Raw genomic sequence first — 14393 nt, forward strand, 5'->3', positions numbered from 1 at the left:
GGGCGTCTCACGCTGACAGCGAACCGACCCTGGACCGCCTTTTCTGCGCGACGGCAGCGCTCGCGCCGGTGTGACCGCCCGGCGAGCGACGTCGTGGGCGCGGTCGCCCGCGGGGCAACCTTTAGATTGGGCGGCGTGAACAGGCGGACTTTGACGTTGCTCGTCGCGCTCGTGCCGATTCTGGTGTTCGGCGTGCTGGTGTCGGCGGTGACGGTGCCATTCGTCTCCCTGGGCCCGGGCCCGACGTTCAACACGCTCGGCGAGTTCGACGGTAAGCCGGTCGTCGAGATCGAGGGCACCGACGTGTACCCGACGTCGGGACACCTGAACATGACGACGGTGTCGCAACGCGACCAGCTCAGGCTGGGCGAGGCGATGGTGCTGTGGCTGTCGGGCCGCGAGCAGCTGGTCCCGCGCGACCTCGTTTACCCGCCGGACAAGACCCGCGAAGAGGTCGACGAGGCCAACACCACCGATTTCCGCAACTCCGAACGCAGCGCCGAGTACGCCGCGCTGCATTTCCTGGAGTTCCCGATGGCGGTGACGGTGGAAAACGTCAACGACCCGGGCCCGTCGGCGGGAAAGCTGCGCGAGGGTGACGCGATCGACGCCGTCAATGGCACGCCGGTCACCAAACTCGAGGAGTTCCAGGCCCTCTTGAAGGACACCAAACCGGGGGACACCGTGAAGTTGGACTACCGGCGCAAGGACGCACCGTCGGGCGTCGCCACCATCACGCTGGGCAAGCACCCCGACCGCGACCAGGGTTTCCTCGGCATCGGCGTACTCGACGCGCCGTGGGCGCCGTTCTCGATCGAGTTCAACCTCGAGAAAATCGGCGGGCCGTCCGCGGGGCTGATGTTCTCGCTGGCGGTGGTCGACAAGCTGACCACCGGCGACCTCAACGGCGGGAAGTTCGTCGCCGGCAGCGGCACCATCAGCGGCGACGGTGAGGTCGGCTCGATCGGCGGCATCACCCACAAGATGCTGAGCGCGCGCGAGGAGGGCGCCACCATCTTCCTGGTGCCCGCCGACAACTGCGAAGAAGCCAAGACGGCGCCGCAGGACGGTATGGAACTGGTCAGGGTCGAAACCCTGCCGCAGGCCGTCGACGCGTTGAAGACCTTGTCCGCCGGTGGCGAACGCCCCCATTGTTAGGTCACCGGCAAAAAACCGTTGCGTAGAGTTGGGGCCACGTCGAGCACGACGTAGCCGAATGAAACTGGAGTCAACGAGTGGGTATGCGGCCCGCGGCACGAATGCCGAAGCTGACACGACGTAGCCGAATCCTCATCGCGCTGGGAGCCGTGATCGTGCTCCTGTTGTTGATCGGCCCGCGGCTGATCGACACCTACGTCGACTGGCTGTGGTTCGGCGAACTCGGCTACCGCTCGGTCTTCACCACGGTGCTGTTCACCCAGATCCTGCTGTTTCTGGTCGTGTCGCTGCTGATCGGTTCGATCCTGTTCGCGGGGCTGGCGCTGGCCTACCGGACCCGGCCGGTGTTCGTGCCGACCAACGGGCCCAACGACCCGGTCGCGGCCTACCGCACCGCGGTGATGGCGCGGCTGCGCCTCGTCGGCTTCGGGGTCCCCGCGCTCATCGGCTTGTTCGTCGGGCTGTTCGCGCTCGGGCAGTGGGAGACCGTCCAGTTGTTCCTGCACGGCAACAGCTTCGGGATCACCGACCCGCAGTTCGGCAAGGATCTGGGCTTCTACGCTTTCGACCTGCCGTTCTACCGGCTCGTCCTGAACTACCTGTTCGTCGCGACGTTCCTGGCCTTCATCGGAAACCTGTTGGGCCACTACCTGTTCGGCGGGATCCGGCTGTCCGGGCGCGCCGGTGCGTTGAGCCGAGCGGCGCGCATCCAGCTGATCACCCTGGTCGGCATCCTGATGCTGCTCAAGGCGATCGCGTACTGGCTGGACCGTTACGAACTGCTGAGCCACACCCGCGGCGGCAAGCCGTTCACCGGCGCGGGCTACACCGACATCAACGCGGTGCTGCCCGCCAAGCTGATCCTGATGGCGATCGCCGTGATCTGCGCGGCCGCGGTGTTCTCGGCGATCGTGCTGCGCGACCTGCGGATCCCGGCGATCGGCGTGGTGTTGTTGCTGCTCTCGTCGCTGGTGGTCGGCGCGGGCTGGCCGCTGGTCGTCGAGCAGTTCAGCGTCAAACCCAATGCGGCGCAGAAGGAAAGCGAATACATCAGCCGAAGCATCACGGCGACCAGACAAGCCTACGGGCTCACCGACGACGTGGTGAGCTATCGCGATTATCCGGGTAACGCCGCGGCGACCGCAGCCCAGGTGGCCGCTGACCGCGCCACCACCTCGAACATCCGCGTGCTCGACCCCAACATCGTCAGCCCGGCATTCACCCAGTTCCAGCAGGGCAAGAACTTCTACTACTTCCCCGACCAGCTCAACATGGACCGGTACCGGGATGACGACGGCAACTTGCGCGACTATGTCGTCGCCGCGCGCGAACTCAATCCCGACCGGCTGATCGACAACCAGCGCGACTGGATCAACCGCCACTCGGTCTACACCCACGGCAACGGGTTCATCGCCTCGCCGGCCAACACCGTACGCGGGGTGGCCAACGACCCCAACCAGAACGGCGGATATCCGGAGTTCCTGTCCAGCGTGGTCGGCGCGAACGGTGAGGTGATCTCGCCAGGGCCCGCCCCGCTGGCCCAGCCCCGCATCTACTACGGGCCCGTCATCGCCAACACCCCGGCCGACTACGCCATCGTCGGCGAAAACGGTGCCCCGCGCGAATACGACTACGAGAACAACGTCGAGACCCGCAACTACACCTACACCGGTGAGGGCGGTGTTCCAATCGGGAACTGGCTGACGCGCAGCGTCTTCGCCGCAAAGTTCGCCGAGCGAAACTTCTTGTTCTCCAACGTCATCGGGGAGAACAGCAAGCTGCTGTTCAACCGCGACCCGGCCAAGCGGGTCGAGGCGGTGGCGCCGTGGCTGACCACCGACACCACCGTCTACCCGGCGATCGTCAACGAGCGGATCGTCTGGATCGTCGACGGCTACACCACGCTGGACAACTATCCGTACTCGGAGTTGACCACGTTGTCCTCGGCCACCGTGGACTCCAATGAGGTGGCGCTGAACCGGCTGCAGCCCGACAAGCAGGTGTCCTACATCCGCAACTCGGTCAAGGCCACCGTCGACGCCTACGACGGCACGGTGTCGCTGTACGCGCAGGACGAGCAGGATCCGGTGCTGCAGGCGTGGATGAAGGTGTTCCCGGGCACGGTCAAGCCCAAGAGCGAGATCTCCGAGGAACTGCAGCAGCACCTGCGCTATCCCGAAGACCTGTTCAAGGTGCAGCGCGCGCTGCTGGCCAAGTACCACGTCGACGATCCGGTGACGTTCTTCTCGACGTCGGACTTCTGGGACGTCCCGCTGGATCCCAACCCGACCGCGAGCAGCTACCAGCCGCCGTACTACATCGTGGCCAAAGACCTCGCGGAAAACGACCGTGCGGCGTCGTTCCAGTTGACCAGTGCGATGAACCGGTTCCGGCGCGACTTCCTCGCCGCGTTCATGAGTGCCAGTTCCGACCCCGAGACCTACGGCAAGATCACCGTGTTGACCATTCCGGGTCAGGTCAACGGTCCCAAGCTGGCGTTCAACGCGATCAGCACCGATACCGCGGTGTCCCAGGACCTCGGTGTGATCGGGCGCGACAACCAGAACCGCATCCGGTGGGGCAACCTGCTGACGTTGCCGGTCGCCGAGGGCGGATTGCTCTATGTCGCACCGGTGTACGCCTCGCCCGGGGCCAGCGATGCCGCGTCGTCGTACCCGCGCCTGATCCGTGTGGCGATGATGTACAACGACAAGGTCGGTTACGGCCCGACGGTGCGCGATGCGCTCACCGAGCTGTTCGGACCCGGCGCCGACGCCACCGCCACCGGCCCCGCGCCGATCGCGGGCACCGGCGGACAGCAGCCCGCTGCGCAGCCGCCGGCCGACGGTGAACCGCCGGCCCGCACGCCGGCCAACCAGCAGGGCCGGGCGCCGGCGTCGCCGCCGCCCGCGGCGGTGCCGCCGGGTGGGCCGGTGCAGCTGTCGGGGCCGAAAGCCGCTGCGCTGCAAGAGGTCAACGCGGCGCTCGACGGGCTGCGTCAGGCCCAGCAGGGCGGTAACTTCGCCGAGTACGGCGAGGCGCTGCAACGCCTCGACGACGCGATGGAGAAGTACCAGTCCGCGAGCTGAGGCCCCACTGCCGCGAGCTAAGCCACCATTGCCGCGGAGCTGGGCCCCACTGCCGCGGAGCTGGGCCCCACTGCGCCGAGCGACCGTGTCTGCACGGCGACACACCGCCGCACTGCGTACATTTGCGGTCGCTCGCGCAGCGCGGACGGCCACGTAACCGCAGGCGTGACGGGTCTCACCACCGTCGGTGACCGCCCGATTTGGAACTGCGCGAGAGCCTTCGGTAACGTGGCGTTCACCCGACGCGGGGTGGAGCAGCTCGGTAGCTCGCTGGGCTCATAACCCAGAGGTCGCAGGTTCGAATCCTGTCCCCGCTACCAGGAAAAACGGCCCTCGGAGGACACTCCGGGGGCCGTTTTCATTCGGTTTGTGAACGCGTTTGTGAACGTAGCACCTCCTGACGACCAGACGCCGCGACCGGTGGTGCACACCGACGCCGCGCGGGGCCCGGATCGCTGCCAGCCGAGAAGAGATCCGCCGCGTGCTCATCAAGAGCGCCAAATGCGCCCGGCTATGAGCGCACCAACCGCACGCCAACAAATGTTTAGCAGAATCCGAAGCGGCCTATCGTTAGACCCATGCCGACGCCTACTCCCAGCCGGTCCCCACAGGTAGCCTCGCAGGCGATCGACGAAGATCTCCTCGACACCGCATACGCCCAGCTGGCCCCCGCGTTCAACACCCAGGACACCAACGCAGAGAGACGCGCGGTGCGCGACACTTACGCCAGCCGCTGTGAAAGCTAGCTTTCTGCCGTTGACCACAACCGGCTGGAGTCTGGTACTCGGCTGTGGCAGCTCTATAGTTCCGCGACTTCGCCGTATCGAGGTGTCATTTAGTCCACTCCCGTTGACGAGCGGTAGCCATCGCCGATCACGAACATCGCTGCCTGTTCAGCGGCGTCTCTGTCGTCGTTCTTTAATACGTGGGCATACGTCTGCAAGAAGAACCCGACGTCGGCATGCCCGATACGCTCGCTCACAGTTTTTGGGTTGACGCCAGCCTTCAACGCGGCCGTCGCGTACGAATGCCGCAAGTCGTGGAAGGTAATCCGCTCTAGGCCGGTGGCAGCCGCCAAGCGGTCAAACCGTTGACGGATGGAGTCGGGATGCGGCGGTCGACCATCCTGGAAGGTAAAGACGTAGTTTCCGGGGTGGTAGTCGCTTCCGAAAAATGCCCGCTCTTCATCCTGCAATTGTCGCCATTTTTGGAGTGCCGCAGCAGTAGTCCGATCTATCGCGATCGTTTGATCGGCATTGTGCGTCTTGCCGCCGGCTTTGTCCCTCGCGTGGCCGCCAACTACGACCCGATTGTCATGCACAGTGATCTCGCGCGCGTCCAGGTCGACGTCGTGCCACCTGAGGCCGCAGATCTGGCCGCGTCGTATTCCAGTGGTGAGCTCAAGCAGGAAAAGGGCAGCGAAGCGGTCGTGACTTGCCGTCTGCAGAAACGTCCGTATTTGCTCGGGGTTCCACACTGTTCGCCGCGCACGGGGACGTTTAGGCGGCTTTACATTAGCCGCCGCATTATGCGACGTGTACCTCCACGCGACGGCATCGACAAGTGCACGGTGGATCATTGCATGTATGTTCCGCACGGTCTTCGGGGCCAGCCCCGGATGCATCTGCTTCGGAGCGATGCCGGCGTTGTACCGGCGTACTGCAGCCCGGGCAGCGTGAATCGTTGTATCACACGCCTTAGCCACTTCGCGCGGACTCGGTGTCGACCCGTCGACCGTCTGGCTACGCCAGTAGTGATACATCGCGTAGTTGCGGTCCTGCTTGATCCGGCCCTCAGAAAGTAGTTTCGCGTAGAGCTTCAGGAGCTGTGGCTCATCGAGCCGTTGGAGCCTTTCTGCGCCAATGTGCGGCACTACGTAACACCTAGCGTAGTCATTCCAGTTCTGCCAAGTAGTTGCGTCCACAGAAGGTTCGATGGCTGAGAACCATTCGGCGAAAAACTGAGCCACTGTGCGAGTTGAGGGACGAACAACGCGACCTTGATCGGCTCCCCGCATGGCATCGCGACAGGCCTTCCAGGCCTCCTTCTCCGTGGGGAACCCACCCTTTGAGATAATTGGATACTCGCCGGTGGATGGATCTCGCTCAGGCCCTCGGAATCGATATGTCCACGTTTTTCCGCGCTGGTAGACCGACCCCTTCACGATGCCACCAACTGGCGCAGCTCGGCAGTGACGACATAGACGCGTCCGCCGAGTCTCCGGACTGGGAGCTCGCCAGACGCGGCAAGTCTGTAGGCCGCAGCACGGCTGATTCCCAGAATGCTCGCAGCCCGGGGAACCGCGAGAAGCAGTGGGAGATGATCAAATACGTTCGATTCCATCTTTTTTCACCTCCCCTTCGTAACTTATTGAGTTTGCAACTCTCGCTGAGTGCTGCTGTGGGCTGCAACGCGGGCAAAACGCTGCTGCCTCAGTACCGTCGGACTGTGTGACTGTGATTGTGCGCGACATTGGGTCCTCGCAATCGCCACACCACGATGGCATTTGTTGTACGGAAAGTGTTGGTGGGGGCGGTAGCTCAGTGAGACGCCGCGCGAGGACAGCAGCGGGATAACGCACTCCCTCTGGCCGGGACGAGAGATGGGCCAACAGAGTCTGTGATGTCCAACCTGCTGCGAAGGCTGCCTCGATTGCCGGTGCAAGTTTTCTCGCGTCCTCCCGATTGACTTGCCATGGGCTTGGAAGTGAACTCAGCACTGCTGCCGACGACGGTCCTAGTGAGGTTTCTCTGGAAAGGTTCAAGGCGTCAGTGTCCTGGACCCGCGGAGGCACAACCGGTGGACAATTCCCGTCCGGAGGTCGGACGGCCCCCGTCGTGTTGGCGGACTGGGGGAGTCCGACCTCCGGAAGGGGAGAACTGTGCGTCGCATCTGGGTGATTGAGGAGGTAGCGGCTCGAACGCCTGGCTCCCGAATCGTGATACCGAGCAACCCGCTGCACGAGCCCCTCATCCTCGAGTTTGCGAAGCGTTTCCAACACGGTGCTCCGCGCGGCGCAAGATTCCGAGACGATCTTTCGAATTGACGGGTAGCACGAAAACTTGTCGTCTGCCCGGTTCGCAAGCAGTATGAGGACAAGGCGCATCATCGGACTCGAAACCTCGATGGCTATCGCCCAGTCGAGCGCCTTCCAGCTCATCGGTAATACTTTCTGAGTCTTACAGTTTCGACGATCATTGTCTTCCTAGGTTCTCTTGAGAGGTCATGCGTGATGGCTCGGGCGGCCATTGTGCAGCCGCGCTGCAGGCTGACAGAGCGATAGGGATCTCGATGAATTGCAACGTAGATGAATGGGTGAAACGGCGTCCACCACCAGATGCAACTTGGGAAAGAATCAACTCTTGTCGTCACCCGGCAGCGACAAGCGGCGAAATCCAAAGGCGGCCTGACGGGATCGTGATCGGACGACGATCTTCGCTGCGCCGGAATTCTGGCCGTTCCGGCACGGCCATCGGCGAGCGGCCGGTGACGCCCAATGTGCCTGTCTGGAGCAGAAAATGGGTACTAGTTGGGCCTTAGTGGGTTACCAGTTGTGCATAAGATGAGCATGAGTTGATGCCTAATCGTCTTCGGGGAAGCGCATGGGTGTTCGGCAGAATCTATTCTTAGAGAATGTGTTTCCGCTGCTAGCCAGCCATTGCCAGCTCGCGGTACCGTAGGATCGTGCACCGCGACACATCGGCTTTGAGTCTTCAACAACAGGCAGATCAGCTCGCTCCAACGACATGCGCTGCTGCATTGATGACCGTGCCGATGTTTGCGCACTTTGTTGGTCTCGTACGCGAAGAATGCGACTCTGTCAACGGGTTGGCTGATGGCTGCGGCCGCTGGCAATCGAATGAACATTTCGCCAGATGTGCGCGGATGCGTCGTCAGGCCGCAGGGGTTGTTGATCGGATGGGTGCCAAGTTGCGAGGTTGTAGGGACTGCACAGACGATCGAGCAATTGACGCCTCGCGCACAACATATCCACGAATTACGGGTTTGGCGAGCGGGTTTGAACTATCGGAGTCTTCCATGATCCGGGTTGGAGACAGGATGTGAACGACGAACTCAGCCAAGCCAATAGCCGGGGGTTCGAGCTCGGTCGTTGTCACGCGGCAATCGCGGAAGTCGTCGAACAGGCGGCCCGATGGGCGCGTTCGTTTAGCGTCGTAACCCCTCACGTCTTACCGGATGGATCAACATTTGTGACCTATCCGCTCGCGCTGCATGCCGATCGTCTGGACGCGGTTTGGACTCGGCTCGGGGGCGCGTGCATTGACCTCGCTGCTTCACTTGCTGAAGGCGAAGGCACACGAAGCGCATCAGCCATGCCACCCATCCACAGGAACATGGGTCTGCCGACGACATACACGGAAGGCGCCGACTATGTACACGTCCTTCAACCACGATGCGTGCAACGCACCACACTGCAGGATCTTTGGCGTACGGAAGTTGCCAACGCACTGCTCTATCTCAGTGTCGCTGGTATCAGAACTGATGAGTTGGAACGGTACGCTTCGACTTCTCAGGCACTATTCGACGACGCTGCAGCTGTGGTCCGCGATGCTTATGCGCGTTCGGCCGCGGCGACCTTCGGTCGTGTTTGGGCGCTGGCTTTGGACGCGAATGGGAGGGGGCGGGCTCTGATCGCATGGATGAAGGCGCTAGCGGATGTGGGGTTCACTGCCGACGAATGTTCGGTGGTATTGAGCGATTTCAAGGTTGTCTCGCCCGATGCCGTGTCGTATTGCCTTGCTAACAAGGGTGTTTGGCGTTGCAGAGAATGATGGATAAGGGCCAGAATTCGCGCGATGTCCTGCGGAGGAAAGCAAGTTCTTCCCTGGATCCGCCGATTCAGCTGGTTGGAAGTTGTCCCCTCGACAGTCATGACGAGTCCATCTCGGCTGTGAGCGCTCAGCTGGAGAACTCGGCAACAACGCAGGTTCAGAGATTCGATGGTGGCATCCTTGATTCCGTCCGCCCGAGTTGGATACCTTGCGGCTGTGGCTGTGCTCCCAGCATTCTGCAATGGGCGGAATACAACAGAGAACCCCTGGAACTCGACGACATAATCGCGATTCACGGGCCGGCGTTCGTGAGCGGCTTTCGCCGCAGACCCTCCTGTCGTCAGCGTAAAAGACGACCTAGCCAATCGCCCGTGAGTAGGCCGCGCAGCTGGGGTGAACACAAGTGCTGAGTTCGACAGCGGAGTCCAATGTCAGACGATTCCTCTAGTCGTCGGCGGAACTGGCGCCATCGCGAGAATCGCGCGAGTCCGAAGTTCCTAGCGAAGCGCGTCACGGAAGATGATCACGAAGTCGTGACCGCATATGCCAAGAGCCTGAACGTCACTGTCGCAGACCTCTTGAACCCCGCGGTCATAGAACTCGTCAAGCGAGCGCGCATTCACCTGGCGATGACAACCGCAAGTCAGGACGAAGACGGCAACCTTGAGCCGGATAGTGCTTGAGCGGGTGTTCACCGAAAATCCCTCTCGGCTACAGCGCGCTGCTGACCGTCCAGTCCGTTGCGCTCGTTGACGGTAACCTTGAGTATCGATCCAGCATCAGGACACGCCAGAGCTGGGGATACATGGAATACTGAAACGACGATCGATTGAGGGAGCTTCCAGTATGAAGCACGACGATGAGATCGCCGCTCTCACTGCACTCATGCGCATTGGCAAGTTGCACCCTGCGGAGACGCACGGGCTCGCGCCGCGGCCAACGATTCCGATGGTTGACGGAGCTGATTCCGCCGGCATGCTGCTGCAACGTATGCGGGCTGAGGAAAGGTACTAGCCGAACATCATCGGGGACCTATCGCGCAGATGCGACGGGCGACCTTTCACTGAGCGCGTTGGCGCGGTGGCCCATATCATCGACGCACTCATCAGCTCGTCGGTGAATCGCACCGAGTGTCGACCACCGCGAGCGAGAAAACCGAGAGGGTCGGTCTGTGGCTCGTCGCGGCAAGCCGTAGCGGGCGCGGATCTGGTCCCCGCTGATTGTGCGCCCGCTTGGGAAGTCGGCTTCCGTCTCCAGTAGCGATTCGCGAAGGTCTGCGACGTCGACGGGCCAGTCTGCGAGTTCTTCGGGTGCACTGCTGTTGTCCTGGGCGGCTGGGACGGAGGCGGCTGGCACAACGCTGTAAGCCCGCAAGCGCAATACGAAGGTTCCGTTCAACACCTATTTGCCGCCGCTGACCCAGCAGAGAGTCGAATGGTTGCGCGCCCATGGCGGCTACACCGTGACCGACATCGATGCCGCCTTGACCGAATTCCTCGACAAGATGAGGGTCGCAACCGGCGGCGACGCCAAATAAGTCGCCTGCAAGGTGACGGAATGCGGTGATTCGGCCGGTACTTCCGAGATGGAAGTCGAAAACGGTGGTCATCAGTCGTGGTTTTGCACGGTCGATCTCTACTGTCCGATGCGACGGGTTCAGTCGGTGCGGACAGTGAGGGAACGGGCGGACGCCTGCTCAAGCGTGGGTGACGTTGATCGTCGGGTTGGTTGCGATCGGTGGAGTGCTGATCACGTGGTGGCAGAAGAACACCGAGATCGCCGCAGCGAGTGGTGGCGTCGTGCCACGTGGGCATTCGAGCGGACCTTCAGCTCCGATGACATGGAGGCAGCGTTGGGATGGAAGATGCTTGATACGCTGCTGCAATCTAAGCTGGCTACACGCGGAGACTCCGAAATCGTCCAGGTGATCGGTCAGCACCCCCCTCTGGACGAGGTGGAAGACCTGGGGACGACGTGGAAGAGGGGAGTGTTGATGGCCACAACGAATGCCAGCGGCTACAACCCCCGAAGCCGAAGACGGGTCGTAGTTTGGCTGTACGTCAGGCCGCTGCCCGCGCGGTCATCACCGCCAGCAAGAAGACCGGGCGTCCCGCGATGCGCGAGTGCAGAAACTCGCAGACTCACGGTAGACCCCTCGGCCCCGACGCGTCGTCAAGGACGTGAGTGCAGCAGCGCGTCGACCGTTCTGGTCTGTCGGATGTAGCGACCAAGATCGGCTGAGATGTAACCGGCGTAGCGGCGCATTCGCCGGATCAGGATGTTGACGTCGGAGACGCGGACGGGCTCATGGTGAGCTACCCGGTTGCGTGCCTTGCGCATGTCGTCGAGGCCGAAGTGGGTCTTGGGCCGCTGCGAACCGGCGGGGTAGAAGGCTTCCAGATGCGGGGTCCAGAGGAGCGTCGTATGTCGCGAGCTGGTCATCAAGACCCAGAACCCGAAGGTCAGCTCGGCAAGAAGCTTTCCGGGAGGTGCAGAGGGGCCGCCGGCCTTGCGACGGGACAAGGCCAGATCCGCGTGCGTGCGGGCGTCGTTGCCTGGTACCGCCGGGAATAGCGCGGCGAACGAAGCTGGGTCGGTCCAGTGGGCATCACCTGGCTGGACGGCACTCATGAGTGCCCGGTCGTAGAAGTTGCGCAGGCCAACTTCGAGGTGGGCGAAGTCGTGCAGCAGTGCGGCGTTGAGCTGAGTGTTCCATTCGTGCAGGTCGAGAGCGCGGGTGCGGTCACCACCGGCCAGGCGTGTGTACGTGTGGAATCTTTCGGGACTCAACCATTGTTCAACCCAGGGGCCAGGTGCCGTCACTTGTTGAGTTCTATCAGGGCTCCACGTACGATTGGGTGCATACAGGCCGGTGTGACGTGTAGCGCGTGCCCGGTTAAAGCCAAGAAGAGCCCGGTATTCGGTCCTTGCGACCGACCCGGGCTTTTGCATTGAACAGCGCTGTCAGCGGCTGAAAGGCCACCTTCCGTTTCGTGGCCCGAGGTCATAGCGCTGGCAGCTTGCCCCCGCCCGCCGCCCCAGAGAAGCCGCGTACCGCGTACGACGATTCGGGGCCGCCAGCAGACCCTCCTCCTATGCGGAGGCTTGTCGGCTCGACCTGGGACAATGGTCGCAGCACGGCCGCGACCGCTTGCCTGCGAAAAAACTTTCCCAGGTTTCAGGGGTTGGCGGTACGCGCGGACTTAAGAGGAAGCGACAACCGTAGGGATCGGTTGTCTCTTTCTCGCCTCCTGGAGATGTAGCCATGGATCGACCGGCACGCCGCCCCGGCCCGCCCGTTGATGCCGCGCGCTTACAACCGGACAACCAGGGCGACATCCAGAGCGTTGATGAAGGCGTGGTCGGTGCCTGGCTCGACGACCCCGGTCTGGCCGCCGAACTCGCCGACGAACTGGAACGACTCCGGCGTCTTCAAGCCGATGAGGAGCTGCTGCTGGCGCTGCAGTTGGAGCGGTTCACCGGCCGGCTGTGGGAGCGGTTCTCCCGCGAACTGACGCGCTACGGCCTCGGCGTGCTGCGGGCCTGGATCCGCCACGGCACCATCTATGGCAAGGCCAAGGCGCTGACCGGCTACGGTCTGGGCCGCATCGAGGGCTGGCCTGAGGATGAGGCCATCGACGACATCGCCAAAGACACCGTGGTCGCCGCGCTGATTTACTTCCGCGACAGGGTGCTCAAAACCCACCGCTGGCAGTCCTCGGGTGGGGCGTCGCTGGGCACGTTCTTCATCGGCCAGTGCCTCTATCAGTTCGCCAACATCTACCGCAGCGCACTACGGGCCGAACTCGAACGAATCGAGCAGGCCACCACACCGATGGCCGAGCTGCCCGAAGACCGGTTCGACATCATCAAGGGCATCGAGGCCACCATCGTCGCCAACGACACGGTGGCCGAAGCGATGGCGCTGCTGAGCACCGACCGGGCGCGCCGAGCACTGTTCCTGCAGGAGCACGGCTTCACCCAACGGGAGATCGCCGACAAGCTCGGTCTGCGCGACGCCAAGAGCGTGGAGAACCTCATCGGCCACCAACTCCGAAATCGAAAGAGGACGTCGTGACCACCATCAAGCACCTCACCGCACTCATCAACGCCAGCTCGTTGGGCACCCGCACCGCGCGGACAGCACGCAGGTCGGTGACCGCCGCCGAAGGCGACGCCCTGGCCCGCCGGGCTGCCGAGGGCGGCCACGGGCACGACGGTTCCGGGGAATTCAGGGATCGAGCCGACGAGCGCACTTATAGACCGGTATCCGGCTCAACACCGGGCCGGACAAACCGAAAGGACAAGACAATGGCCAAGGGACATCACCGCAGCGCGACCACCGGTCGCTACGTCAAGGCGTCCACCGCGGCGCGCAACCCCAAGACCACGGTCACCGAACGCGGGGCCAACCGCAGCAGCGGAACCCATCACCGCAGTGCCATCACCGGCAAGTTCGTGAAGGGCTCCACCGCTGCACGGCACCCCAACACCACGGTCACCGAACGCGGTTGAGCATCAACCGCATTCGGCGGTGTCCCCTCGGCCCGACGAGTCGAGGGGACACCGGAAACCCACCACGTTTGAAAGGCTGTTCTTCTGATGATCCGTACCACCGTTGAAGCCCTCGGCGGCGCGCAAGCCGTCCCCAGCGAGCTGATCCCGGCCCGCGAACTTCACCAACACCTGATCAATCAGGTGACCACCAGCGGCGGCAACGTCGTCCTGGCCGACACCGCCGGCAAGCCCGCCGCCGTCGTCATGTCCATCCAGCACTACCAGCAGCTGCTCGACGAACTGAACACGCTGCGCCGCACCAACTCCGCGACCACCTGATGACGGGGGAGGGGCATCGCGTGCTGACCGATGACGACGTGCAGGCTCGACCGCCGCGCGCGCGAGGTGGGAGTCGAGATCGGCTGGGATCTGCAGTTCGTCGTCGCCCCCAACGCGGAGTACGTCGGGCTGGCGGCCGGCGGCGGCGCTGATCACGCTGAACGAACTGGGCCGTTCTTCCCAGCAGGGCGACACGCCCAGGTGCTTGCTTCCATTCTGGCGCAGCTACCTGCGAGTACAGTGAATGAGGTGCCGTTAGTGCGCCCAAAATCCGGTTAGCGCGCCGACGCGCGCCAACCAGTGAGACATCCTCTCCCTTGCGCTGCCTCGACAGGTAAGGTTGCCGCACAGATGCAGTAGCACGACTGTGCCCACATCCAGTCGCTACCGCGAAATCTTCTCCCGCCCCTGCTGGCGGTTCACTCCAAAGAACTGCGCACACAGCCAGTTCCGTAAGTTGTCCAGCCTCCAAATATAGTGCTGGACTGATCTTTTCATGGTTCGCCCATGAGAAGGC

General features: G+C 63.0%; 12 protein-coding genes, 1 tRNA gene and 2 pseudogenes. 10 read left to right on the forward strand and 5 right to left on the reverse strand.

All coding sequences use genetic code 11. The features are described 5' to 3' along the window. Nucleotides 1-135 precede the first annotated feature (135 nt). The 4 genes from AU072_RS03480 to AU072_RS28220 all read left to right on the forward strand — a co-directional run bounded on the left by AU072_RS03480 (nt 136) and on the right by AU072_RS28220 (nt 4993). Nucleotides 136-1158 (forward strand): YlbL family protein, encoded by a 1023-nt coding sequence (locus AU072_RS03480; RefSeq protein WP_064412484.1) that lies wholly within the window; start codon nt 136-138, stop codon nt 1156-1158. A gap of 77 nt (nt 1159-1235) precedes the next feature. After that, nucleotides 1236-4247 (forward strand): UPF0182 family protein, encoded by a 3012-nt coding sequence (locus AU072_RS03485; RefSeq protein WP_064412485.1) that lies wholly within the window; start codon nt 1236-1238, stop codon nt 4245-4247. 243 nt (nt 4248-4490) lie between these two features. Next, nucleotides 4491-4567: transfer RNA gene (locus tag AU072_RS03490), tRNA-Met, on the forward strand. A 258-nt stretch (nt 4568-4825) separates the two neighbouring features. Further along, nucleotides 4826-4993 carry a hypothetical protein gene (locus tag AU072_RS28220; protein WP_165595652.1) on the forward strand — a complete coding sequence of 56 codons (168 nt, stop codon included), beginning with the start codon at nt 4826-4828 and terminating at the stop codon, nt 4991-4993. An 89-nt stretch (nt 4994-5082) separates the two neighbouring features. On the opposite strand, the gene AU072_RS03495 is transcribed toward AU072_RS28220, so the two are convergent. The 4 genes and pseudogenes from AU072_RS03495 to AU072_RS03505 all read right to left on the reverse strand — a co-directional run bounded on the left by AU072_RS03495 (nt 5083) and on the right by AU072_RS03505 (nt 7407). Beyond that, a complete protein-coding gene (locus AU072_RS03495; protein ID WP_064412486.1) occupies nt 5083-6264 on the reverse strand; it encodes a site-specific integrase in 1182 nt (393 codons plus the stop codon). Nucleotides 6265-6279: 15 nt separating this feature from the next. Further along, nucleotides 6280-6411 (reverse strand): annotated as a pseudogene (locus AU072_RS28505) (Arm DNA-binding domain-containing protein); the annotation flags it as partial. Next, nucleotides 6408-6590 (reverse strand): helix-turn-helix domain-containing protein, encoded by a 183-nt coding sequence (locus AU072_RS03500; protein WP_064412487.1) that lies wholly within the window; start codon nt 6588-6590, stop codon nt 6408-6410. The pseudogene AU072_RS28505 and the gene AU072_RS03500, both read right to left, overlap by 4 nt. Next, on the reverse strand, nt 6571-7407 hold the full coding sequence (locus AU072_RS03505; protein WP_120271109.1) for a helix-turn-helix domain-containing protein: 837 nt from the start codon (nt 7405-7407) through the stop codon (nt 6571-6573). Before AU072_RS03505 ends, AU072_RS03500 begins: the two co-directional genes overlap by 20 nt. Nucleotides 7408-8308: 901 nt before the next feature. On the opposite strand from AU072_RS03505, the gene AU072_RS03510 reads away from it, so the two are divergent. From AU072_RS03510 to AU072_RS28915, 3 genes and pseudogenes are all read left to right on the forward strand, one after another. Further along, nucleotides 8309-9040 carry a hypothetical protein gene (locus AU072_RS03510; protein WP_064412488.1) on the forward strand — a complete coding sequence of 244 codons (732 nt, stop codon included), beginning with the start codon at nt 8309-8311 and terminating at the stop codon, nt 9038-9040. A gap of 533 nt (nt 9041-9573) precedes the next feature. Beyond that, nucleotides 9574-9723, forward strand: a complete 150-nt coding sequence (locus AU072_RS28510) for a hypothetical protein (protein ID WP_235629794.1) — start codon at nt 9574-9576, stop codon at nt 9721-9723. Between the two features lie 223 nt (nt 9724-9946). Then, nucleotides 9947-10054, forward strand: a pseudogene (locus AU072_RS28915) (prevent-host-death family protein); the annotation flags it as partial. A 1158-nt stretch (nt 10055-11212) separates the two neighbouring features. Here AU072_RS28915 and AU072_RS03525 read toward each other — a convergent pair. Continuing rightward, on the reverse strand, nt 11213-11830 hold the full coding sequence (locus AU072_RS03525; RefSeq protein WP_235629795.1) for a CAAX protease: 618 nt from the start codon (nt 11828-11830) through the stop codon (nt 11213-11215). 475 nt (nt 11831-12305) lie between these two features. On the opposite strand from AU072_RS03525, the gene AU072_RS03530 reads away from it, so the two are divergent. The 3 genes from AU072_RS03530 (at nt 12306) to AU072_RS03540 (ending at nt 13876) form a co-directional block, all read left to right on the forward strand. Next, complete coding sequence (locus AU072_RS03530) at nt 12306-13118, forward strand: hypothetical protein (protein ID WP_064412491.1); 813 nt, start codon at nt 12306-12308, stop codon at nt 13116-13118. After that, the gene (locus tag AU072_RS28395; protein WP_120271110.1) at nt 13115-13555 is read left to right on the forward strand and encodes a hypothetical protein; all 441 of its coding nucleotides are present in this window, start codon (nt 13115-13117) and stop codon (nt 13553-13555) included. Before AU072_RS03530 ends, AU072_RS28395 begins: the two co-directional genes overlap by 4 nt. An 87-nt stretch (nt 13556-13642) precedes the next feature. Then, nucleotides 13643-13876, forward strand: a complete 234-nt coding sequence (locus tag AU072_RS03540; protein ID WP_064412492.1) for a type II toxin-antitoxin system Phd/YefM family antitoxin — start codon at nt 13643-13645, stop codon at nt 13874-13876. Nucleotides 13877-14393: the final 517 nt, after the last annotated feature.

This window comes from Mycolicibacterium novocastrense (genome assembly GCF_001499835.1).
In the GTDB taxonomy this organism is placed as follows: domain Bacteria; phylum Actinomycetota; class Actinomycetes; order Mycobacteriales; family Mycobacteriaceae; genus Mycobacterium; species Mycobacterium novocastrense.

Excerpts from the sequence above, each read along its gene's own strand:
- AU072_RS28220 (WP_165595652.1), top strand. The coding sequence starts at position 4,826 with ATGCCGACGCCTACTCCCAGCCGGTCCCCACAGGTAGCCTCGCAGGCG.
- AU072_RS03495 (WP_064412486.1), bottom strand. The coding sequence starts at position 6,264 with ATGCGGGGAGCCGATCAAGGTCGCGTTGTTCGTCCCTCAACTCGCACA.
- AU072_RS03500 (WP_064412487.1), bottom strand. The coding sequence starts at position 6,590 with ATGGAATCGAACGTATTTGATCATCTCCCACTGCTTCTCGCGGTTCCC.
- AU072_RS03505 (WP_120271109.1), bottom strand. The coding sequence starts at position 7,407 with ATGAGCTGGAAGGCGCTCGACTGGGCGATAGCCATCGAGGTTTCGAGT.
- AU072_RS03530 (WP_064412491.1), top strand. The coding sequence starts at position 12,306 with ATGGATCGACCGGCACGCCGCCCCGGCCCGCCCGTTGATGCCGCGCGC.
- AU072_RS03540 (WP_064412492.1), top strand. The coding sequence starts at position 13,643 with ATGATCCGTACCACCGTTGAAGCCCTCGGCGGCGCGCAAGCCGTCCCC.